Origin of the sequence: Muricoccus radiodurans (assembly GCF_050154705.1) — a bacterium.
Taxonomy (GTDB): Bacteria; Pseudomonadota; Alphaproteobacteria; order Acetobacterales; family Acetobacteraceae; genus Roseomonas; species Roseomonas radiodurans.
In genome coordinates this window covers 5,703,643-5,723,996 of the sequence record NZ_CP189561.1, presented here as the reverse complement: position 1 = coordinate 5,723,996, position 20,354 = coordinate 5,703,643, and the positions used below count along the sequence as shown (strand labels likewise).

The following is a 20,354-nucleotide window of genomic DNA, read 5'->3' as shown; positions in this document are numbered from 1 at the left end:
GACCGGCGGCGCCGGTCCGGCCCCTCTTCCTCACTGTGCCGGCGCGACCGTGATGCGGCCGCTGTTCTGCCGGGCGAAGATCGTCGGGCGGTACATGTCCCGGACCTCCGCGCCCGGCAGCTCGAAGCGCCCGGCCGTCACCGCCCGCAGCCGCACGGCGTAGCGGGCGACCGGCTCGCCGGGGGACAGCGTGACGGCCGCGGCGAAGCGGTCGTCCAGCGCCGGGAAGGCCTCGGCCGCCGTCAACTCGCCGAGGAAGTCCATCCCGGCCTGCGCGCCCTCCGGGTAGCGGCCGACGATCTCCCACCCCGCCGGCAAGCCCTGCTGGATCATGCTGCGATGCGTGTCGTTGTCCTCGGACCGCGCCTCGATCTGCAGGATGAACATCTGGTTCTGCCGGAGCGTGTCGAGGTTCAGCGGCTCGCCCTGCGGGGTGAAGAAGCGGCGGGTGATCCGCATCCCCTCCCGCCCCGCCGGCTGCGGCTGGGTCGTCAGGCCGGCGACGGAGACGGCCTGGGACAGCGGCTGGTCGCCGCCGTTGCGCGCCTCCGCCGGTGCGGTCAGCACCGCCGTGACCACCGGCGCCACGGGCAGCGGCTGCCCCGCGAGCACGACCCGCGCGGGCCGCCCGTCCCGCCCGAGGGTGGAGGCAAGCGCCACCGCCCAGGCCTGTTCCTGGGTGGAGGTGTTCATCGGCGTGAACTCCGGCCCGGGCAGGCGCCCCACCGCCTCGTTCAGGCGGGCGGGCAGGAGCCCGCTCTCCTTCAGCAGCAGGGTCACGGCGAGGGTATCGCGCGCCGTGCTGCCGTAATCCGCGTGCCAGTTCCGGCGCGCCGGGTTGTTGAGGGCCGCGGCGAACGCGGCCTCCGCCCGCTGCGTGTCGCCCATCCGCGCGAAGGCCGCCCCGAGCTGCGCCTTCGACAGCGGCGTCGGCAGGCTGTCGAGCCCCTCGAACAGCCGACGCGCCGCGCCCGGCAAGGGACGCCCAGCCATGGCCAGGACATGCAGGCGATAGGCCTGCACGGCACGGTCGAGCGGCTCGCTGACGCTCTCGTCGTCGGCACCCTGGCGGAGGGCGTTCAGCATCGCCTCCAGCGGCGCCTCCGGCACCGTGGCACCCGCCGCGCGCGCCCGGAGCAGCGCCTCGGCGCCATAGGCGGTGACGAAGCGGTCCGCCTCCCCCTGCTGGCTCCAGAGGCCGAGGCTGCCGTCATAGCGCTGCTTGTCCAGGAGCATCACGACGTAGCGGTTCAGCCGGGCGTCCCGGTCCTCCTCCGCCGTGTAGGCAGAGAGGGCCATGATGCGGCTCGCCACCTGCTCGGAGCAGGCGAAGGGGAAGTCCACGGCGGAGCGCATCATCGCCGCGGGGTCGTAGCGCACCGGCTGGCCCCAGGTGGCGCGCACGCTCGTCGTGCCCGCGTAGAAGCGGGTCAGGTCCGGCGCCACGCGCGTCGCCCCATTCGGCGCGATGGAGGAGATCACCACCTCCCGCGCCAGCGGACGCGGGGAGCGGAGGGTGATCCGGCTCTCATGGGTGGCGCTGTAGCCGCCGGGCCCCGTGACCGCGAGGCGAATGACGCCCTCCCCCGCGCCGGTGGCACGCAGCGTCGCGAAGGGAAGTGCGCGCGCCCCTTGCGCGAGGTCGGCGGTGACGCGGCCGCCATCCACGGCCAGCGGCCCCTCGACCTGCACCTGCGCCACGACTTGGCCCGCGGGCTGGTCGAGGTTGTGCAGCAGGATCGGCAGCCGCGCCTCGTCGCCCGGCGCCAGGAAGCGCGGCAGCAGCGTCTCCGCCACGATCGGGTCGCGCACCGTCGCGGAGCGCGCGCCGGAGCCGACGCGGTCCGCCGCCCAGGCGACGGCCATCAGCCGGATCTCCCCGTTGAACTCGGGGATGTCGAGCGGGATCACCGCCCGCCCGTCCGGCCCCGCCGAGACGATGCCGGAGAAGAGCGAGACGATGCGCTGCGGCGGCTGCACGCCCTGCGTGTCCATGTCGTCGTCGCCGCCCTGGCGGAGCAGCGCGGCCTCGCCCTCCGGCGGCACGATCAGGCGGCCGTAGTCGTCGCGGATGTCCAGCCCGAGACGCCGCCGTCCGAGGAAGTGCCGCGCCGGATCGGGCGTCTGGAAGCGCGTCAGGCGCAGGATGCCCTCATCCACCGCGGCCAGGGTCAGGTGCACCGGCCCGGCGGCGTTCGAGACGCGCACCGGCACTTCCAGCCGCCCGCGCGGGCGCACGAGATCGGGCGTCTCGATCGCCACCTCCAGCGTGCGCGCGGCGGGGTCGATCCCGACCCAGGTGAGGCCGATGGCGCGGCGCGGCGTGGCGCCGCCCGGCACCGGCGTCTCGCCGGGGCGGAAGACGGTCACGGCCACCCAGGCGCCGGGACCCCAGGCCGGGTCAACCGGCACGGAGACCTCGGCACCGTCCGCCGGCACGTCCACCTCCTGCGTGGACACGAGGCGGTCCGTCAGCACGGCGACGCTCGCACGCCCGGCGAAGGGCGGCGTGATCCGCAGCCGCGCGGACTCCCCGGCCGAATAGGCGCGGCGGTCTGCGGCGACGTCCACCTTGTCCGGCACCGCCGGATCGTCGGAGCCCGTCCAGCCCGAGCGGAACCGGATCGAGGCGATCGCGAGCCCGTTGGGCTGCGTCACCTCCAGCCGGTAGCGGCCGAAGCCGACATTGCGCGCGAAGCGGCCGGGGCGGCCGGGCGCCACGGGGATGTCGGCGGAGTCCACCGGCTCGTCCCGCCACACCGTCTCGTAGCGCGGGGAGCCCGAGGTCAGCACGAAGCGCCAGCTCGGCCGCTCCCGCACGAGGCGGGCGCGGAGGTTGCCGGAGAGCGCCTCTCCACTGGGCGAGACGAGGGCGATCTCCACCGCCGCCTCCGAGCCGTCATCCACGCTCGCGTTCCGGAAGACCGGGCGCAGCGCGATCATCGGCGTGGTGCCGCGGATCGGCACGGCGAAGCTCGCCTTGCTGCCGCGCCCGCCGGGCTCGGCCATCGTCACCTGCACGTCGCCGCGCAGCGGGCGGGAGGCGTCGGGCGTCCGCTCCAGCTGCAGGGTCAGCGTCGCGCGGCCCTGATCGTCGCTCTCCGGGATGTCGAAGCTCTGCAGCCCGCCGTCCAGCGGCTCATCCGCCAGGCCGAAGCGCCAGCCGCGCCAGGCCTCGAAGGGCTCTGGATCGGGGGAGATCCGCATCTCCGCATTGCCGCTCAGCCCCGCGCCCGGCGCGCCGTAGAGGAAGCGCGTCTCGATGGGCACCTCCAGCGGCGTGCCGGCCACCAGCGGACCGGGCGCCGGGCCGGCCTTCACCTCCAGGCGCTCGGGCACGAAGGCGTCCACCTGGAAGGTGATGCGGGCGATGGGCGGGCGGTTCGGGTCGGTCAGCGCCTCCACCGTCCAGCCGCCCACGGGCGCGCCGGAGGAGAGGGTGACGGGCCAGTGGATCGCGCCCTCCGGCCCGCGGGTCGGCACGGCCTCCCCGGCGATCTGGCCGTTCGGGCGGCGCAGGCGCAGGCGGATGGGCAGGTCCACGGGGCGCCCGGCGGGGTCGCGCGGCAGGAGGGCCACGTTCACCGTCTCGCCGGGCCGGTAGATGCCGCGGTCCAGCCAGAGGAAGGCGTCCACCGGGCCGGGATAGTCGCGCCCCGTCACGCCGCGATCCGACAGGTCGAAGGATGCGGTCTCCAGGTCGAGCGCGACGAGGTCGTCGCCCTCCTGCCCGTGCAGGGCGACCGGCGCCATCGGCCCCTCCCCCCGCATCAGCGCCGTGGGGAAGCGAACCACGCCGTCGGGGCCGGTGTCGGCCTCGGCCAGCACGTCGTTGTTGCGCGCCATCAGGGCCACGCGCACGCCCGCCTTGGGACGGGCCGTGCCGAGGGAGCGCGCCTGCACCGCCAGCCCCTCCTGCCCGCGCCAGGCGGTCAGGCCGATATCGGTCGCCATGATCGCGATGGCCGCGGAACCCGCCGAGCCACGGTTCTCCGGATCGGTCGGGCGTGCCAGCAGCGCGTAGAGGCCGGGGCCGGAGGAGGTCAGCGCATCCGGCAGCGGTAGCACGGTCCGCATGGGCTGGTTGCGCTGGAAGCGCGGGATTTCCGCCTTGCCCTGCCAGACCACGCGGCCCCAGGTCTCGGCCATCTCGTCAGCCTCGTAGCCGGACAGCGTGTCGCCCAGGCGGGTGTTGCGGTTCAGCGGCAGCAGGTTGCGCTCGGTGACGCGGACCAGCCGCAGCTCCAGCTCCGGCACGTTCATCGTCGCCACCGCCACCCGCGCCGGGCCGCCGCGCGGCAGGATGAAGGCGGAGGAATCGAAGCCGATCCGGGCCTGCCGGTCCGGCATGGAGACGAGGATCGGCAGGTCCTGCCGCAGCCCGATCCCCGCCTCCCCCGGCATGCCGGCGCGCAGCACGACGCGGGTGTTGCGGCCCCAGGGAATGCCGGCGAGACAGATCTCATCCTCCTCCCGCGTCACGGCGAGGCCGGGGATGGGCGGCTCCGTCCGCACCCAGTCCTCCGGCTGCCAGTCGGTCCGCCGCGCGGGCGGGGAGGTGAAGGTGAGGCAGGCCCGCGCCGGCTCGGATTCCGGCTCCGTCCGCACGCGGCGCAGCAGGATGCCGGCCTGGCGACGCGCCTCGGCGAGGGCGGTGCGGTTGTTCGCGTCGTTCGGCGCGCGCTCGGCGATCGCCTCCAGCACGGAGATCAGGGGAACCCAACGCTCCTGCCGCCGCAGCGCGTCGGCCATCATCGCGAGGGACGGGATCTCCGGCGGCCCCGCGGGAACGAGGTCGAAGGCCTGCTGCGCCGCGAGAAGCGCCTTGTTCGGATCGGCGGGGTTGCGCGCCAGCGCGGCGCGGCCGAGCGCGAGCCACATCTCCGGCCGCGCGTCCGGCATGCCCAGCCGCTCCTCCCAGGCCGCGATGGCGGCCGGCCAGTCGCGGCGCCCTTCCGCCTGCGCGGCGCGCGTCTCGGCGGCCGCGCGCTGCTGCGGCGTGGCGCCGGCGGGGAAGCGGCGCTGCAGTTCGGACACGAACCGCGCGCTGTCACGCGACAGGCCGGGCAGGTCGAAGCTGTTCTGGGCATGGGCGGGCGCCCCGGCCGCGAGGGCCAGGAGCGCGAGGAAGCCGAGGACGAGGCGCATGTTGTTTCCCGTGTGGGCGGGGCTCCGCGGCGGCGAGCATGGCACGAGCCCAGGATGCGTCGGCAGGGGTGGTCGCCCTGACATTTCGGGGAAGATTGTCGCGACCGTCGCGTGCGGGAACGTTGCGGCCCCAGGCGGCCCTCCCTAGGCTCGGAGGAGCGAAGCGGGCGGGTAACGCCCGGTAGGGGAAATGCCATGCGCGCCGCACTGCTCTGGATCGCCGCCGTGCTCCTGTCGGCCCACGTCGCCATCGCCCAGCCCGCCCAGCGCCGGGGCGAGTGGATCGCGCCCGAGTTCCGCTTCCACACCGGCGAGACGCTGCCGAACCTGCGCCTGGGCTACATCACCCTCGGCGATCCGGCGAACCCGGCGGTGCTGGTCCTGCACGGCACGGCCGGACGGGCGGAGAACAGCCTCGCGCAGCCGTTCGGCGGGCATCTCTTCGGACCGGGGCAGCCGCTGGACGCGACGCGCTACTTCATCATCCTGCCGGACGCGCTGGGCACCGGCGCCTCCGCCCGGCCGTCCGAGGGGATGCGGGCCGCCTTCCCCCGCTACAACTACGCCGACATGGTGCTCGCCCAGCACCGGCTGGTGACGGAGGGCCTGGGCATCCGCCGCCTCCGCCTCATCCTCGGTAATTCCATGGGCGGGATGCATGCCTGGGTCTGGGCGACGACCTATCCCGACATGATGGACGCGATCGTGCCGCTCGCCTCTCAGCCGACCGGCATGGCGGCGCGGAACTGGATGCTGCGCCGGATGCTGGTGGAGAGCATCCGGCAGGACCCTGCCTATCAGGGGGGCAACTACACGCAGCAGCCCCCGTCGCTGCGGCTGGCCAACGTCTTTTATGGCATCGCGACGAATGGCGGCACGCTCGCGTATCAGGCCGCGGCGCCGGACCGCGCGTCGGCCGACGCGCTGGTGGAGCAGCGTCTCGCGACGCCGATGACGATGGACGCGAACGACTTCGTCTATCAGTGGGACGCGTCCCGCGACTACGACCCGGAGCCGCATCTCGGCCGCGTGCGCGCGCGGGTGCTGGCGATCAATGCCGCCGATGACGAGCGCAACCCGCCCGAGACGGGCGTGACGGAGGCCGCCATCGCCCGCATCCCCGGCGCCCGATTGGTGGTGATCCCGCCCGGGCCGCAGACGCGGGGACACGCCACCACGGGCAATGCGGCAACATGGGTTGGCGAGTTGCGGGCCTTCATGGCGGCGCTGCCGCCGCCGGAATAGCGGGGCTACTCCCCCCGCCGCCTGTGCCCCGACGCCGCGAGCCCGGCATCCGACGGCAGGCGCCACATCCAGGGCGCCGTCAGCAGGGCCGGGATCGCCGCGCCGACGAAGGCAACCGCGAAATCCGTCATCGTCGGCGGGTCGTGCCCGGTGATGGCGGTGGAGACGGTGAGCAGCGTCGCTCCCCAGGTCACGCCGAGCGCCGCCGACAATTGCTGCGCGGTGGCCATCAGCGACGTCGCGGCGGAGAGCCGGCCGTGCGGCACCTCCACATAGGCGAGCGCGTTCAGCGCCGTGTACTCCAGGCTGCGGAACAGGCCGCCGAACGCCAGCACCAGGAACACCGCCCAGAGCGGCCAGCCCGGGCTGAACAGCGCGTTCGCCGACAGCGTCGCCGCGACCAGAACCGCGTTCCAGGTGAGCACGTCGCGGAAGCCGAAGGCGCGCAGGGCGCGCTGCGTCATCGGCTTCATCGTGATCGCCCCCAGCGCCGTCGCCAGGGTGATGAGGCCGGATACGGTGGCCGAGGTCCCGAAGCCCAGCTGCATCGCCAGCGGCACGAGGAAGGGCGAGGCCCCTGCCCCCACCCGGAACAGCGTCCCGGCGAAGAGCGGGATGCGGAAGGCAGGAACCTTCAGGAGGGAGAGATCGAGCGCCGGGTTCTCCGCCCGCCGCGCGTGCCACACCGCCCACCACCCCAGCGCCACCGCCAGCACCAGCGAGACCGCGGTCAGCGGGACGGGCACCAGCCGCTTGCCGATCGTCTCCAGCCCGAACATCGCCGCCGCCAACGCCCCGCCCATGAGCGTGACGCCCAGAAGGTCCAGCTTCGCCGGCTTCGGCGTCCCCGGCTCCGGCACGAAGCGCCAGATCATCACCAGCCCGATCGCGGCGATCGGCAGGTTGATCCAGAACACCGCCCGCCAGGACACCGTGTCCGTCAGCACGCCTCCGATGGGCGGGCCGAGGATCGGCCCCAGCAGGCCGGGCATGGTCAGCCAGGTGGTGGCGCGCACGATCTCCTCGGGCTTCACGCGGCGCAGCAGCAGCAGCCGCGCCACCGGGACCATCATCGCCCCGCCCAGCCCCTGGAAGACGCGCGCCGCGATGAGCTCCCCCAGGTCCCGCGAGACGCCGCAGAGGGCGGAGGCCACAGCGAAGAGGGCGATGGCCGCCATGAAGACCCGCTTCGCCCCGAAGCGGTCCGCCACCCAGCCGGAGATCGGGATGAAGACGGTGAGGGAGATGAGGTAGGCCGTGATCGCGGCCGAGAGGTGCACCGGGTCCGCCCCCAGCTCCCGCGCCATCGCCGGCAGGGCCGTCGCGATGACGCTGGAATCGAGGTTCTGCATGATGAGCGCCGAGGCGACGATCACGGCGGTGACGCGGGAGTCCTCCCGCCAGTTCGTCACGCCGGCGCCTCGGCCAGGATCCGGTCCGCTTCCTCCCGCAGGGCACGCCGTTGCGGCTTGGCCCCGTTCGGGCCCTCCGCCACCGGCAGGCTCTCCAGCGCCACGATCCGGGCCGGGCGCTTGTGGCGGGGCAGCGCCGCCTCGCAGGCCGCCTGCAGGGCCGCCGGGTCGGCGCCGCCCTGGACGAAGGCCACCGCCGCCGTCCCGCCCCTTGCCCCCACGACGATCGCCGCCGTGACGCCCGGCTGGGCGGAGAGCACCGCCTCGATCTCCGCCGGCTGCACCAGGAAGCCGCTCAGCCGCAGCGCGTCGTCCCGCCGCCCGAGGAAGGTGAAGCCCCCGTCCGGCCGCACCTCCCCGAGGTCCGAGGAGGTGTAGGTCCCGTCCGCCAGCGCCGCCTTCGTCGCCGCGGGATCGCCGAGATAACCGCAGAACAGTGACGGCCCGCGGAAGGAGAGCACGCCCTCCGCATCCGCCAGGACGGCCGCGCCGCGCCCGACCGGCCGGCCGCCCGGCAGACGCCGGTGGACCTCGTCCTGCACGGCGAAGATCGCCTGCACCTCGGATGCGCCGTAGAGCCCGTGCGGGTTCATCCCCAGCGCGCCGCAGACCTCCGCCACCCGCTCCGCCCCGGGGTGGAAGGAGGCGAAGCCGGTGAAGCGCATGGAGTCATAAGGCTGGCCACCGGCCGCCTCGGCCAGCCGCAGCAGCAGGTCGTCGCCGCCCACCATGTGGGTCACGCGGTGTTGCCGGATCGCGGCGTCCGCCGCCGCCGGCTCGAAGCGGGGCGGCGCGACCAGGGCCGCCCCGCCCGCCAGGGCGGCCATGGCGAGGGACAGCCCGAAGGTCCCACAGAGCGGCACCGGAACCAGCGCGACCGAGCCCGCCTCTCCCAGGCCGAGCGCGGCAGAGACATCGCGGGCGTGGGCGGCGATGCTCGCCTGGGCGTGCAGGGCCAGCTTCGGCGTGCCGGTCGTGCCGGAGGTCGTGAAGGTGAGCACGGCGGCCTCGGGCGTCGCCAGATCGGCGGCGGCCTCCGCCGCCCCGTCCAGCACCGCCCAGGGCACCACCGGCAGCCCGTCCAGCCGGGGCGGCAGCCCCTCCCCCAGCCCGGCCACGAAACGGAGTGGGGCGCGGAGATCAGCCAGGGCCTCGGCCAGCATCCCGGGGAAGTCCACGCCGAAGCCCCATTCGGTCACGATGGCCGAGGGCCGCGCCCGCCCGAGCAGCGCTGCCAACTCCGCCGCCGACGCGCGGCTGCTCAAGTGCACCGCCACCGCGCCCAGCCGGGCGAGGGCGAATTGCAGGACGAGGATCGCGGGCCGGTTCGGCAGCCAGAGCGCGACCCGGTCCCCCGGCCCGATCCCCTGGGCCGCCAGCCCGCCGGCCACCCGCCGCGCCGCAGCCGCCAGGGCGCGATAGGCCAGCGGCGCGGCCCCATCGGCCAGGATCGCCGGCGCGTCCGGCCGCTCCGCGGCCCGTCCCTCCAGCAGCGCCGTCAGCGTCGCCGGTCCCCTCTCCTGCCCGTGCTCCGCCACCGATCCTCCCTGATGCCGCGATAAGCGGGGGCGCGAAGATGCCCCGGCCGGAGCGCCGCGCGAAGCCCCGGCGACGCCCGTCCCGCTCCGCGCCGACCCGCCATGCGGCCTCTGCGGCCGGGTCGCGCCTTGCAACGCGCGGTCCGGCCGCGCATTTTTGCCCCATGGACCAGACGGCCGGCGAAGCGCGCCGCATCCCCCTCCACGGCCCCGAGGATTTCGAGGGCATGCGCCGTGCCGGGCGCCTGGCGGCGGAATGCCTCGACATGATCGGCCCGCATGTCCGGCCAGGCGTGTCCACCGGCGCGCTGGACCAGCTCTGCCACGACTTCATGCTCGACCACGGGGCGGTGCCGGCCACGCTCGGCTACCGCGGCTACACGAAGTCGTCCTGCATCTCGATCAACCACGTCGTCTGCCACGGCATCCCCGGCGACCGCGTGCTGGCCGAGGGCGACATCATCAACATCGACGTCACGCCCCTGCTGGACGGCTGGCACGGCGACACGTCGCGCATGTACGTGGCGGGGCAGCCCTCGACCAAGGCGCGGCTGCTGCTGGACGTGACCTATGAGAGCCTCATGCGCGGCATCGCGGCGGTGAAGCCGGGGGCCACGCTCGGCGACATCGGCCACGCCATCCAGTCCTATGTGGAGCGCCACCGCTTCTCCGTCGTGCGCGACTTCTGCGGCCACGGGATCGGCCGCAAGTTCCACGCCCCGCCGAACGTCCTGCACTTCGGCCGCCCCGGAGAAGGCCCGGTCCTCAAGCCCGGCATGTTCTTCACGATCGAGCCGATGGTGAATGCCGGCCGTCCCGAGGTGAAGATCCTGGACGATGGCTGGACCGCCGTGACGCGGGACCGCTCCCTCTCCGCCCAGTTCGAGCACATGGTCGGCGTGACCGAGACGGGCGTGGAGGTCTTCACCCTCTCCCCCGCCGGGCTGCACAAGCCGCCCTACGCCTGACCTGGGACGGCGGCCTACTTGCCGCCGCCCCCGTCCCCACCGCCATCCCCCCCTCCGTCGCCGCCCGCGCCGTCGAAGGCCGCATCAAAACTGCCGTCGAACGCATCAAGGGCGCCCAGGTCGAGTTCCGGCAGATCGCTGTCGCCCAGGTCTCCTCCGCCTCCGTTGTCGGCGGCCTCCGGTCGCAGCAGGGCGCGCAGCTCGGTCAGGTGCGGCCGCAGCTCCTCCACCAGCAGGATGGCGGTGCCGAGGCCCGCGACCACGGCCAGGGCTTCGGCCCGGTTCTCCGCGAGGAAGGGCGGCAGGCGCCGCGCGCGCTCCATCAGCCCGCGGATGCGCGACCGTTCCGCCTCGCCGGCCGGGGTGGGCTCGTAGTCCACCCGCGCGAAGAAGAGCCAATGGCGGCGGAGATGCGGCGCCAGCAGCCCGCGCCGGACGAGGTCCGGCAGCAGGCACTCCTTCGGAAAGCCCCGGAAGCCCGAGCCGAAGGCCGTGCGGAGGTCGCGGACCACGTCATCCAGCGTCGCCGCGAGACCGCCGGTCGGGATGATGGCGAGGACGGCGCGCTCCCCGGGCGTCGCCGTCTCCGACAGGCCGGCCCGCGAGAGGGTGCGGTGCCTGCCGCCGAAGAGCCAGCGGGACTTCGCCACCTCTCCCGCGCGCAGCACGCCCTTCAGCAGAAGGGAGGTGAGCGCGATCTTCACCGTGTCCCGCGCATCGGCCCGCGGGTCGAGCAGGACCATCGTCTCGGCCGGACCCAGCGCGGGCCAGGGTGACGCCATGCCGCCCTCCATCGCGGGCCGCTGTCGCCCGTCCAGGGCAGGGCTATATCATGGCCGCATGAGCGCCGCCCTCGACATGACCCCGCCCGATACGCTGGAGTCGTTCCTCGGCTGGGAACGCTTCCAGGACCTTCGCTACGAGTGGGACGGGGTGCAGCCCGTGGCGATGACGGACGGCACGCTGCGCCACGCCCGGCTGGCGAACCGGGTTTATGATGCCCTGACGGCCCCTCTGCGCGGATCGCCCTGCGAGGTCTTCCGGTCCGACATGCGGGTGATGACCGCGCGGGGCACGCGCGTCCGCTACCCCGACCTCGTCGTGTCCCGCACGCCCCTGCGCGGCGACGAGCGCGACCTGCCGGACCCCGTCCTGATCGTCGAGGTGATGTCCGGCAGCACCACTGCCATGGACCGGGGCATCAAGCGGGCGGAATACGCCGATCATCTGAGCCTCCGGCGCGACGTGATGCTCGTGCAGGACGAGCCCCTCGCCCTCGTCTGCGCCCGCGACGACGGCTTCGCCGAGCGTCGCGTGCGCGACGCGCTCGACCTTCCGGAATTCGGCCTCAGCATCCCGCTGGCCGCGCTTCATGACGGGCTGAACCGGGAGTAGCCCGCCGCCATGGACCAGACCCCACCCGCCGGCTTCCCGGCCCGCCTGATCGAGGGCTGGCTCGGCTTCCGCCACACCCGCTTCCGTCGGGAACGCGACCACTACGCCCGCCTGGCCGAGGCCGGGCAGCAGCCGAACACCCTGATGATCGCCTGCGTGGACAGCCGCGTCGCGCCCGAGGTGGTCTTCGACGCCGATGCCGGCGAGATGCTGGTGGTCCGCAACGTCGCGAACCTCGTCCCTCCCTACGAGGAGGGCGGCCGCTACCACGGCACATCGGCGGCCATCGAGTTCGCGGTCCGCGTGCTCCAGGTCTCCCACATCGTGGTGATGGGCCACGCCCGCTGCGGCGGTGTCCGCGCCTTCCGGGAGAACGCGATCGCCGGCGTGGACCCGTCCCGAGCCGGCTTCGTCGCGCGCTGGATGGACATCCTCACCCCGGCGACGGCCCACGTCTGCGACGGCGTGGACCCGTTGCAGGACGCGACCGCCATGGAGCTGGCCGCGATCCGCCAGTCCATCGCCAACCTCCGCACCTTCCCCTGGCTCGCGGAGCGGGAGCGCGCGGGAAGCCTCGCGCTGCATGGCACCTGGTTCGACGTGGCGGACGGCGCCCTGCGCGTGCTGGACGAGGCGGCGGGCAGCTTCGTGCCCCTGGACGGCGGGACCTTCGTGCGTGGCTGAGGCGGCCCCGCTCAGAACCGCAGCAGGTCGCAGGCCGCCTCCACGGCCCGCAGATCGACGACGAAGGGGGCGTTGTTCCCGTCCACCTTCGTCGAGAACGCCTCGCCCACCACCGTCGCCCCTTGCGGCCGCCCCGGCATGGAATCGAGCACGGCCCGGTGATACTCGGCCGAGGTGAGGCTCAGCAGCCGCAGCGACGGCGGGCTGAACACGGTGTTGAACAGCCCCCCGCCATAGACCCCCGCCACGCACTCCGCCCCGCGGAAGAGCGCCACCTGGTCCGGCAGGGAGAGGTCCTCCAGCACCACGGGCACGAAGCCGCGGGCTCCGAGCAGCCCGCCCACGCGGTCCTCGTTCAGCAGGCGGCGGAACCAGGCCTTCGGGCCCCGGCGCAGCACGTGGAGCCGGCGCGGCCCGGCGGCCGGGCCCCCGGCCGCGCCGCGCACGGCCGCCAGCACCGGCGCGTGCAGGAGCATCGGCGCGTTGGCCACGTAGACCCGGTCCGCGATGACCGGGGGCTGCCGGACCGCCGGCACGGTCACCACGTGCCGCGGCTCGATGCCGTAGAGGCCGAGGAGCGGCAGCAGCCGGCCCGCCACCTCCTCGGACAGCAGCAGGCGGGGCCGCGGCTCAGGCAGGAGCTGCCAGTAGTAGAGCTTCGGCAGGAGCTCCGTCATGAAGTGGGAGTAGTTCGGGTCGGTGCGGTAGGTCAGGTGGAACACCGGCCCCTCGATCCGCCCCCTCGCCGCCTTCCAGGGCCGCTCCGGCACGGCGCGCCCGCCCTCCGGCCGCAGGCCGAGGAACTGCAGCGGCTGCCGCAGCCGGTCCGGACGGCCCAGCGTGCCCTCGGACGCGGCCGCCATGCTCTCGACGAGCAGCCCCCCGGTCTCGGGGTCGAGAACCGCCCCGCCCCCGAGGATCACTGTCCCGCTCACCACGCCGATCCGCAGCGGCGGGCGGTCGCGGCGGAAGGCCTTCGGCGGCGTCACCTCCGCGCCCTGACGAAAGGCCGGGTAGGTCTCGCAGGCCTCCGGCCCGCCCGGCGCCAGTTCCAGGCAGCCGCGCGAGGCCTGCGTCAGCGCGGCGATGTCCGCGACCACCGGCAGGCGGGCGATCGTTCCGATCGGGAAGGGGCGCGCGGTCATCAGACCCGCACCGCGAGGGTGAAGCCCGGGAGATCGAGATGCGTCGCGCCCGCCCAGGCCGGGTGCGCGGGCAGCCGCTCGCCCGGCTCGAGCAGGGCGACGAGGGCCGTGCCGTGCCGGTCATCGGGCGGCGGCAGCGTCCCCAGGCGGGCGAGGCTCTCCGGCTCCACCGCGCCGGCCTCCAGCAGCAGGCAGCGGATGCGATGCGAACGGTCCGCCGCTTCCTCCGCACTGGGCCAGATCACGAAGCGCAGTTCCGGATGGATCTCCGCCGCGGCGGCCCGGATGGCCGCATCGTCGCGCCCGGGGATGCCGACCGCGAGGCTCCGCACCAGCAGGTCCCGCCGCAGCGACAGCAGCGCCGCGCGGCCGGCGGCGGCGAAGGCGAAGCGTGCGGGGTCCGCGCGGACAGAAGCGGGCACCGTCTCCGCGAAGTGGTCGTCGAAGGCCGGGACGGCGAAGCGGACCACCCCCGCCTGGACGGCAATGCCGCTGGCGAACGCAAGCAGGTCCATCGCCCTTTTCGCCCTCCACCGGCGCGCGCCGGCCGGCGGCCAACACAGAGGCCGCGAGGCTACCGGCGGCCCGCCGGCCTTGCCAGGGGCCCCTCCCCCCGTGCGACACCCGGGCCGACCGAGCATGGAGGGCCGGATGGCCGACAACACCACCCGCCGCGCCCTCCTCGGCCTTGTCCCGCTCGCCCTCGCCGGCTGCGGATCGGAGGCGGATCAGCGCCGCGCCTTCATAGACTTCCTGCGCACCCGCGTCGCGGACCGGCCGGGCCTGCGGGTGCCCGTCCCGAGCGCCGAGGACCGTCGGGCCTTCGGCCCCTATGCCGCGCACTGGGACGTCATCGCCGGCTTCCACGAGGCGATGAACGCCCAGGTGGCGCGGCCCTACAGCGCCATGGCGGGCCTCGCCTCCTTCCGCTCGCTCCAAGACCTCGTGCAGCACCGCGACGCGCTCGCCACGGGCCGCGAGGCGGTCGGGCGCATGCGCGCGGCGCTGGCCGCCGAGTTCCAGCGCGCCGAGGCCGCCCGCGCGGCCCTCCAGCAGCCCGGCGACCTCGCGCCGGTCTATGAGGCCGCCTACGACAAGCTCGTGCGCGCCCCTGCCCGCGCTTTCGGCGCCGTCTTCCCCCTGATGGAGGACGCGCTCGCGTCCACGGAGCGGCTGGGCGACACGATCGCCGCGAATCTCGTCCGCGTGCAGATCAGCGGCTCCACGATCGAGACGCGGGAAGCCGGGCTGCGGACGCAGTTGGACGCCCAGCTCCGGGAGGTGCGCGCCCGCGGCCAAGCGCTGCAGGAGGCGCAGCGGCGCCTGCAGGACATGATCGCGGGCCGCTGACGCTCAACCCTGGCGTGTCCGTTTGTTCCGTGCTGCAATACGCCGTCCCATGACGGGAGCCAGGTGTGGGGAAATTGACCGGCCTGTCGGAGGCGAACCTGGCCTTCGACCTTCCGCCCGGAATCGCGCCGCGGCCTTCGCGCCCGCCCCCGCCGCGGCGCAAGGACCAGACGTCCGACACGGAGCCGGAAGCCGGCCCCGAGGGACATCGCAAGCGCCTGCGTGACAAGCTCCTCCGCGCGGGGCCGGAGGCGCTGGCGGATTACGAGCTGCTGGAGATGCTGCTGTTCCTCGCCCTGCCGCGGGTGGACACGAAGCCGCTGGCCAAGCGCCTGATGGCGCGCTTCGGCTCCTTCGGCCGCACCGTCTCCGCGCCGGAGCCCGAGTTGCGCGGGGTGGAGGGCGCGGGCGACGCCGTCATCGCCGCACTCCGCCTGGCCCGCGCCACGGCGCTGAAGCTGATGGCGGAGGAGGTGCGCGAGGCCCCGGTGCTGAACAACTGGGAGCGCCTGATTGATTACCTTTCCGCCGCCCTCGCGCGGGAGTCGGTGGAGCAGTTCCGCATCCTCTTCCTCGACAGCCGGAATCGCCTGCTCGCCGACGAGGCGCAGGCGCGCGGGACGGTGAACCACACCCCCGTCTATCCGCGGGAGGTGGTGAAGCGCGCGCTGGAGCTCGGCGCGACCGCGCTCATCCTCGTGCACAACCACCCTTCCGGCGACCCGACCCCGTCGCGGGCCGATCGCGAGATGACGGCGGAGGTCAAGGCCGCCGCCGCCACGCTCGGCATCGTGGTGCATGACCACCTGATCATCGGCAACGGCCGCCACCTCTCCTTCCGGCGGGAGGGACTGCTCTAGGACCAGCGCGCGGCGGTCAGCCCGCCAGCTTCCTCCAGCTCCGCCACTTCACCGGCAACTCCGCCGGCGTCTTCTCCAGCAGCGTCAGGGCGCCCGTGTTCGCGGAGACCGGCGTGCCCTTCGTCTCCATCCGCGGCACGAAGCGGCGCGCGACCGTCCAGCTCCCGGTCGGCGTCCCGTCATCCCAGGCGACGGTCAGCTTCGCTCCATCCCGTGTCCAGATGCCGCCGCCCGAGCACGCATAGGGGCCGATGGTGCGCCGGTCCACCCGGTACGCCTCGTGCCCGCGATCGAGCAGGAGGTAGGTCGGCGCGAGCGGGACCATGCCACTCGGCTCGTCCATCTTCCACCAACCCAGCCACTCCATGATCTTGCCCGGATGGTTCTCGGCGGAGGTGGTCCGGTTCGCCTCGAAGAGATTCGTGAAGGTGACGTCCGGCGCGGAGCCGAAGGCGATCCGGTCCAGGTCGCAATAGCCGATCACCCGCCGTTCGAAGGGTTCCTCGCCGAGGATGTTCGAGATGAAGATGAGGTGCGGGCCCTTCTTCTTCGTGTTCTCGTCGCCGCCTTCCGCGACGTCGCGCTCGACCAGTTCGCCGTTCAGCACGGTGATCTGTCCGCCCTGCTGCCCCGCATTGTTCGTCAGCCCGGTCTGAGCGACCTTCCAGGACACCTTCTTCCCGTCTGCCTTCTCGACGCTCAGGAAGACGAAGATGTGCGAGCTGTCGCGCGTGCGGTTGCCCTTCGCATCCTTCCAGTTCATCCCGCGGATGATGACGAAGTCGCCGGGCTTCGGCCCGATGCCGCGGGCCAGGTCGCGCGCCTTCTGCTCCGTGTCGATCGCCACCCAGGACGGCCGGTAACCGCCGCCTTCCCGCGCCCAGATGTCGCTGATCTGCCGGCCCGTGCGATAGGCGAGCCCCTCGTCCGGCGCCGACCGGCACACGATGGAGGCGTCCCGGCAGCCCAGGCGCCAGAGCAGCCAGGGCGGGAGAAAGCCGCAGGTCGTGCCGGAGCCTTTCGTGCCGCCGTAATCCTTGGCGATATGGTCGAAGCCGACCTGGCCCCAGTGCGCGAAGGCCGCCTGGTCCTTCGTCTCCGGCAGCATCGTGGTGCAGAGCTTCACCGCCATCTCGCGGGGTGCGGCCATCGCGCATCTCTCCTGTGGGTTGAACCTTGGCCGGTGCGGGCCGGGCCCGGGTCCGGACGGCCGGCAAACACGCCGTCCCGCCGTTGCAGGGTGCGGGGTAACACGTTGTGCGAGCGCAACCGGTCGCGTGCGTCTCCGCCCCTGTCGCGTCTGTCTCGATGCGCCCTGGGAAGCGCAAACAGCGATTGACCGGCCTTCGGCGGATCACCACGCTGAGGCCATGCGCACCTCCTCAAAGCTGCTGGTCGTTCCGGCCCTGGCACTGCCGGTCCTGCTGATGATGCCGCCGGGCGGCTCGCCAGCCCTGGCCCAGCTCGTGCCCGGCAAGCCCGGGGTGCTGGGACCGTCCGGCCCGGCTCCGGCGGCGCCCGGCCTCGCCGGCAAGCCGCCGCCGCTCGGCGTCGAGGCGCCACCCCAGCAGGTCCGTCCAGGCCCCGGCCCCGGCCAGCCCCGCCCGCCGCAGCAGGCGAGCGCTGGCAAGCCACCGCCGCTGGGTCCGAACGAGGGACCGCAGCCCGGCGGTGGTGGCGGCGGTGGCGGTGGCCGAGAGGTCTCCTCCGGCACCGGCTTCATGGTGACGGAGCGACAGGTGATGACGAACGACCACGTCATCCGCGAATGCCGCTCCATCCGCGCCCGCAACTCGGAGGGGCGGGAGATCGTCGCCACCGTCCGCGCGCGGGACCAGCAGCGCGACCTCGCCCTGCTCGACCTGCGGGATCGCGGCGGGCCGCCGGTGACCTTCCGCTCCACGCCCGAGGTGCGGCGGGGAGAGGCGATCGTGACCTACGGCTTCCCGCTCTCCGGCCTGCTCTCCTCCGGCCCGACGTTGACGACGGGAGACATCTCCGCCCTCGCCGGCCTCGCGGACAACGCGCAGCAGTTCCAGATCTCCGCACCCGTGCAGCCCGGCAATTCCGGCGGGCCGCTGCTCGACGGCTCCGGGCATGTCGTCGGCATCATCACCTCGAAGCTGAACGCGCAGCGCGTGGCGCAGCGCACCGGCGACATCCCGCAGAACGTGAACTTCGCGGTGAAGGGCAGCGAGGCGCTCGACTTCCTCCGCCGCAACGGCGTGCAGCCGCGCGTGGCGGAGAGCACGGCCACGCGCACGCCCGCCGAGGTCGGCGAGACCGTCCACCCGTCGGTGCTCTTCCTGCGCTGCTTCGGCTGACCGGTCACGCGGGTGGCCCCGGGGGAGAGAAGAAATTCTCTCCCCCGGGGCCCCTCTCATCTTCTTTCGTCAGGCTGCCGCGGACGGCGAAACGCGTCCGCGAGGCGGGCTGACGGCGTGAGCCAGGCAGGGACTGACGCCGAGGCGGCGCGCGACCTAACGCGGCGGTCCGGGCGGGCCGGACGGCATGTCCGGACGCCCACCAGGGCCACGCCCCTCCGACCGCCCCGGGCCGGGACGCCCGGCCGCGCCGCCGCGTTCGCCCCGCTCGCCCCGGGCAGATTGCGGGTCCAGGCGACGGTCCGGCATCGGCGCCGGGGCCCCGCCCCGCCCGGCCGCGCCCGCCGGTCCCGCCGCCCCTGGTCCCTCGGCGAACCCTGCGCGCGGGATTCCGGCAGCGTCTCGCAGACCGGACGGCACCAGCCCGCGCGCCGCGTCCCGCCGGAACTCCACCACGCCGCGCCGCACCGGGTCCGCGACGCCGGCCGGCGCCGGCACGGTGAGGCCGGAGCCGAGCGTCAGCAGCCCGCCGCCGACGCCGGCGAAGCCCTCGACGAGGATACGACCCACGCCGGGCCCGAACAGCGCCGTCGGGTCCCGCGAGAGCGGGTCCGGCATCACGGAGGTGACGACCAGCACGCCGTCCGCCACACGGCCGGTGGCCACCACGGCCCCGTCCGGCGGCAACGGCACGCCGGGTGCGGTGCGCACCGTCAGCCGGCCGATCCGCGGCGCACCGTCCCGCCGCGTCAGCGTGCCGTAGACCGTGGTCACGCCCGCCGCGGGACGCCCGTCGATCCGCGTCGCGATCACGCTGCCATCCGGCGCGCGCAAGCCGCTCACCTCCACCGCCTCGCCGACGCGCGGGTCGGTCCGGCCGCGCACGCCGGTCCCGAGCACCACGCGCTGCCCGGCGACGACGAGCGCTCCCTCGTCCACCGCCTCGACGACGCCGGACACCTCGTGCCGCACGGCGACGCGCCGGGCGCGCAGCGCGCCCTCGGCCCCCGAGGCCTCCAGCACCACCACCTGCCCCGCGCGCAGCGCCTCCGGCCCCGCCGCGCGGTCGGCGAAGACCACCGGCAGGTCGGGGTCATAGGCCACGTGCAGTCCGTTCACGCAGATGCTCGCGAAGCCCGTGACGACGCCGACGATGCCGGTGCCGCCGATGCCGCGGTCGCCCTCCGCCTCGGCGATCTGCCCCGTGCCGCCGATGCCGCGATCCGCCGATGCGGCCATGACCGGCACCGGCGGTCCGTCATCCGGCCCGATCCGGCAGAGGCCCGCGGGCACCGCGGTGTCCGGCGGGCGCGGGACCGACGCGGCGCAGCCGGCCAGCAGGGCCGCCAGAAGCGGGGAAAGAAGCCGCCTCACGAGGTGGGTTCCGCGGCCGGGGGCTCGTCCTCGGCGTAAAGGTAGACACCGAGGTTGACGCGCCGCGTGGGCGCGCCCGGCGCCGCCTCCCCCTCCGCGACCAGGGAGAGGGCGAGCCGGTTGAGGTCCACCAGCATCGCCTGCCCCGCCTCTCTCCCCGCCGACTCCAGCGCCGCCGCGGCGGCGGGCGTCAGGCGGTCATAGTGTAGGCTGCGCTCCAGGAAGGGCGCGGGGCCGGTGGCCAGCACGTTCGCCGCCGCGGCCGCGACGTGGTCGTGCAGGTTCCGTGCGAAGTAGAAGAGCCGTCCCTCCATCCCCTCCCGTGGCACGAAGGCTCGGGCCTCCAGGTGGACGCGGTCCTCCGCGTCCAACGTCGCCAGCCCGGCCGCGATCCAGGAATCCAGCACCGTCCGCGGCCGCAGGTCGGTGGTGACGGCCGAGACGAGGGCCTCGAAGGAGGGACCGCCTTCCGGGGGCGTCAGGCGGGGCAGCGGGCGGGGCGCGCCCGCCTCGTCCAGGTATTCGGCCAGCCCGAGCCAGCGCGCCATCACTTGGCTGCTGAGCGTGACGACGACCGGCGCCACCTCCGCCTCCGGCCATCCCTCCTCGCGCAGACGGCGGATCTCCTTTCGATGGACGCCGGTCATGAGCGTCAGCCGGCTGTCGCTCCGCGCCCGGGCGTCGGCCGGCAGTTCGGCCACCGCGACCTCGACGTACAGGCCCCGGAGAAGATCCGACAGCACGGGAAAGGTCACGCCCGCCCGTACCAGCAGGCGCACGAGCGGCCGGAGCAGACGGCGCAGCGGGCGCACCAGTGCGTCCGGCGGCGGAGCGGCGGTGGAATCGGGCGGGGACATCGAGATCTTCTTACCACCGCTACCCGTGGGAAAAATACCCACTAAGCTCCCTAC

16 protein-coding genes are annotated in these 20,354 nt (G+C 74.2%); 7 read left to right on the top strand and 9 right to left on the bottom strand.

Annotation, left to right across the window (positions count from 1 at the left end):
• Positions 1-30: 30 nt before the first annotated feature.
• Positions 31-5,148, bottom strand: coding sequence for an MG2 domain-containing protein (locus ACP6CK_RS26685; RefSeq protein WP_426956365.1), 5,118 nt, complete (start codon positions 5,146-5,148; stop codon positions 31-33).
• 195 nt (positions 5,149-5,343) lie between these two features.
• Between ACP6CK_RS26685 and ACP6CK_RS26680 the strand changes: the two genes are divergently transcribed.
• Positions 5,344-6,393: an alpha/beta fold hydrolase gene (locus ACP6CK_RS26680; protein ID WP_426956364.1), complete on the top strand. Its 1,050-nt coding sequence runs from the start codon at positions 5,344-5,346 to the stop codon at positions 6,391-6,393.
• A gap of 5 nt (positions 6,394-6,398) precedes the next feature.
• On the opposite strand, the gene ACP6CK_RS26675 is transcribed toward ACP6CK_RS26680, so the two are convergent.
• Entirely contained in the window at positions 6,399-7,805 is a 1,407-nt protein-coding gene (locus tag ACP6CK_RS26675; RefSeq protein ID WP_426956363.1) for an MFS transporter, read from the bottom strand.
• Positions 7,802-9,343, bottom strand: coding sequence for an AMP-binding protein (locus tag ACP6CK_RS26670; protein ID WP_426956362.1), 1,542 nt, complete (start codon positions 9,341-9,343; stop codon positions 7,802-7,804). The genes ACP6CK_RS26675 and ACP6CK_RS26670 overlap by 4 nt, the downstream gene beginning before the upstream one ends.
• A 164-nt stretch (positions 9,344-9,507) precedes the next feature.
• Here ACP6CK_RS26670 and map point away from each other — a divergent pair, with 164 nt between their 5' ends.
• Positions 9,508-10,311, top strand: coding sequence for a type I methionyl aminopeptidase (map, locus tag ACP6CK_RS26665; RefSeq protein WP_426956361.1), 804 nt, complete (start codon positions 9,508-9,510; stop codon positions 10,309-10,311).
• 14 nt (positions 10,312-10,325) lie between these two features.
• Here map and ACP6CK_RS26660 read toward each other — a convergent pair whose 3' ends face one another.
• Complete coding sequence (locus ACP6CK_RS26660; RefSeq protein WP_426956360.1) at positions 10,326-11,093, bottom strand: hypothetical protein; 768 nt, start codon at positions 11,091-11,093, stop codon at positions 10,326-10,328.
• Between the two features lie 58 nt (positions 11,094-11,151).
• On the opposite strand from ACP6CK_RS26660, the gene ACP6CK_RS26655 reads away from it, so the two are divergent.
• Both ACP6CK_RS26655 and ACP6CK_RS26650 read left to right on the top strand, forming a co-directional pair.
• On the top strand, positions 11,152-11,706 hold the full coding sequence (locus tag ACP6CK_RS26655; protein WP_426956359.1) for a Uma2 family endonuclease: 555 nt from the start codon (positions 11,152-11,154) through the stop codon (positions 11,704-11,706).
• A gap of 9 nt (positions 11,707-11,715) precedes the next feature.
• A complete protein-coding gene (locus ACP6CK_RS26650) occupies positions 11,716-12,390 on the top strand; it encodes a carbonic anhydrase (RefSeq protein WP_426956358.1) in 675 nt (224 codons plus the stop codon).
• Between the two features lie 11 nt (positions 12,391-12,401).
• Here ACP6CK_RS26650 and ACP6CK_RS26645 read toward each other — a convergent pair whose 3' ends face one another.
• Positions 12,402-13,535, bottom strand: coding sequence for a glycosyltransferase family 61 protein (locus ACP6CK_RS26645; RefSeq protein WP_426956357.1), 1,134 nt, complete (start codon positions 13,533-13,535; stop codon positions 12,402-12,404).
• On the bottom strand, positions 13,535-14,050 hold the full coding sequence (locus ACP6CK_RS26640; protein ID WP_426956356.1) for a hypothetical protein: 516 nt from the start codon (positions 14,048-14,050) through the stop codon (positions 13,535-13,537). Before ACP6CK_RS26640 ends, ACP6CK_RS26645 begins: the two co-directional genes overlap by 1 nt.
• 136 nt (positions 14,051-14,186) lie before the next feature.
• On the opposite strand from ACP6CK_RS26640, the gene ACP6CK_RS26635 reads away from it, so the two are divergent.
• Both ACP6CK_RS26635 and radC read left to right on the top strand, forming a co-directional pair.
• On the top strand, positions 14,187-14,885 hold the full coding sequence (locus ACP6CK_RS26635) for a DUF3053 family protein (protein ID WP_426956355.1): 699 nt from the start codon (positions 14,187-14,189) through the stop codon (positions 14,883-14,885).
• A gap of 65 nt (positions 14,886-14,950) precedes the next feature.
• Positions 14,951-15,745, top strand: coding sequence for a RadC family protein (radC, locus tag ACP6CK_RS26630; RefSeq protein ID WP_426956354.1), 795 nt, complete (start codon positions 14,951-14,953; stop codon positions 15,743-15,745).
• Positions 15,746-15,761: 16 nt separating this feature from the next.
• On the opposite strand, the gene ACP6CK_RS26625 is transcribed toward radC, so the two are convergent.
• Complete coding sequence (locus ACP6CK_RS26625; protein ID WP_426956353.1) at positions 15,762-16,895, bottom strand: hypothetical protein; 1,134 nt, start codon at positions 16,893-16,895, stop codon at positions 15,762-15,764.
• Positions 16,896-17,115: 220 nt separating this feature from the next.
• Between ACP6CK_RS26625 and ACP6CK_RS26620 the strand changes: the two genes are divergently transcribed.
• On the top strand, positions 17,116-18,069 hold the full coding sequence (locus ACP6CK_RS26620; RefSeq protein ID WP_426956352.1) for a S1C family serine protease: 954 nt from the start codon (positions 17,116-17,118) through the stop codon (positions 18,067-18,069).
• A gap of 156 nt (positions 18,070-18,225) precedes the next feature.
• Here the strand turns inward: ACP6CK_RS26620 and ACP6CK_RS26615 are convergent, their stop codons facing one another.
• Positions 18,226-19,443, bottom strand: a complete 1,218-nt coding sequence (locus ACP6CK_RS26615) for a DUF5666 domain-containing protein (RefSeq protein WP_426956351.1) — start codon at positions 19,441-19,443, stop codon at positions 18,226-18,228.
• Positions 19,440-20,300 (bottom strand): DUF6502 family protein, encoded by an 861-nt coding sequence (locus ACP6CK_RS26610; RefSeq protein ID WP_426956350.1) that lies wholly within the window; start codon positions 20,298-20,300, stop codon positions 19,440-19,442. Before ACP6CK_RS26610 ends, ACP6CK_RS26615 begins: the two co-directional genes overlap by 4 nt.
• Positions 20,301-20,354: the final 54 nt, after the last annotated feature.

Bases quoted from the DNA above. Each gene is read 5' to 3' on its own strand.
- ACP6CK_RS26685 (WP_426956365.1), bottom strand. From the start codon at position 5,148: ATGCGCCTCGTCCTCGGCTTCCTCGCGCTCCTGGCCCTCGCGGCCGGG.
- ACP6CK_RS26680 (WP_426956364.1), top strand. From the start codon at position 5,344: ATGCGCGCCGCACTGCTCTGGATCGCCGCCGTGCTCCTGTCGGCCCAC.
- map (WP_426956361.1), top strand. From the start codon at position 9,508: ATGGACCAGACGGCCGGCGAAGCGCGCCGCATCCCCCTCCACGGCCCC.
- ACP6CK_RS26660 (WP_426956360.1), bottom strand. From the start codon at position 11,093: ATGGCGTCACCCTGGCCCGCGCTGGGTCCGGCCGAGACGATGGTCCTG.
- ACP6CK_RS26655 (WP_426956359.1), top strand. From the start codon at position 11,152: ATGAGCGCCGCCCTCGACATGACCCCGCCCGATACGCTGGAGTCGTTC.
- ACP6CK_RS26650 (WP_426956358.1), top strand. From the start codon at position 11,716: ATGGACCAGACCCCACCCGCCGGCTTCCCGGCCCGCCTGATCGAGGGC.
- ACP6CK_RS26645 (WP_426956357.1), bottom strand. From the start codon at position 13,535: ATGACCGCGCGCCCCTTCCCGATCGGAACGATCGCCCGCCTGCCGGTG.
- ACP6CK_RS26640 (WP_426956356.1), bottom strand. From the start codon at position 14,050: ATGGACCTGCTTGCGTTCGCCAGCGGCATTGCCGTCCAGGCGGGGGTG.
- ACP6CK_RS26635 (WP_426956355.1), top strand. From the start codon at position 14,187: ATGGCCGACAACACCACCCGCCGCGCCCTCCTCGGCCTTGTCCCGCTC.
- ACP6CK_RS26625 (WP_426956353.1), bottom strand. From the start codon at position 16,895: ATGGCCGCACCCCGCGAGATGGCGGTGAAGCTCTGCACCACGATGCTG.
- ACP6CK_RS26620 (WP_426956352.1), top strand. From the start codon at position 17,116: ATGCGCACCTCCTCAAAGCTGCTGGTCGTTCCGGCCCTGGCACTGCCG.
- ACP6CK_RS26610 (WP_426956350.1), bottom strand. From the start codon at position 20,300: ATGTCCCCGCCCGATTCCACCGCCGCTCCGCCGCCGGACGCACTGGTG.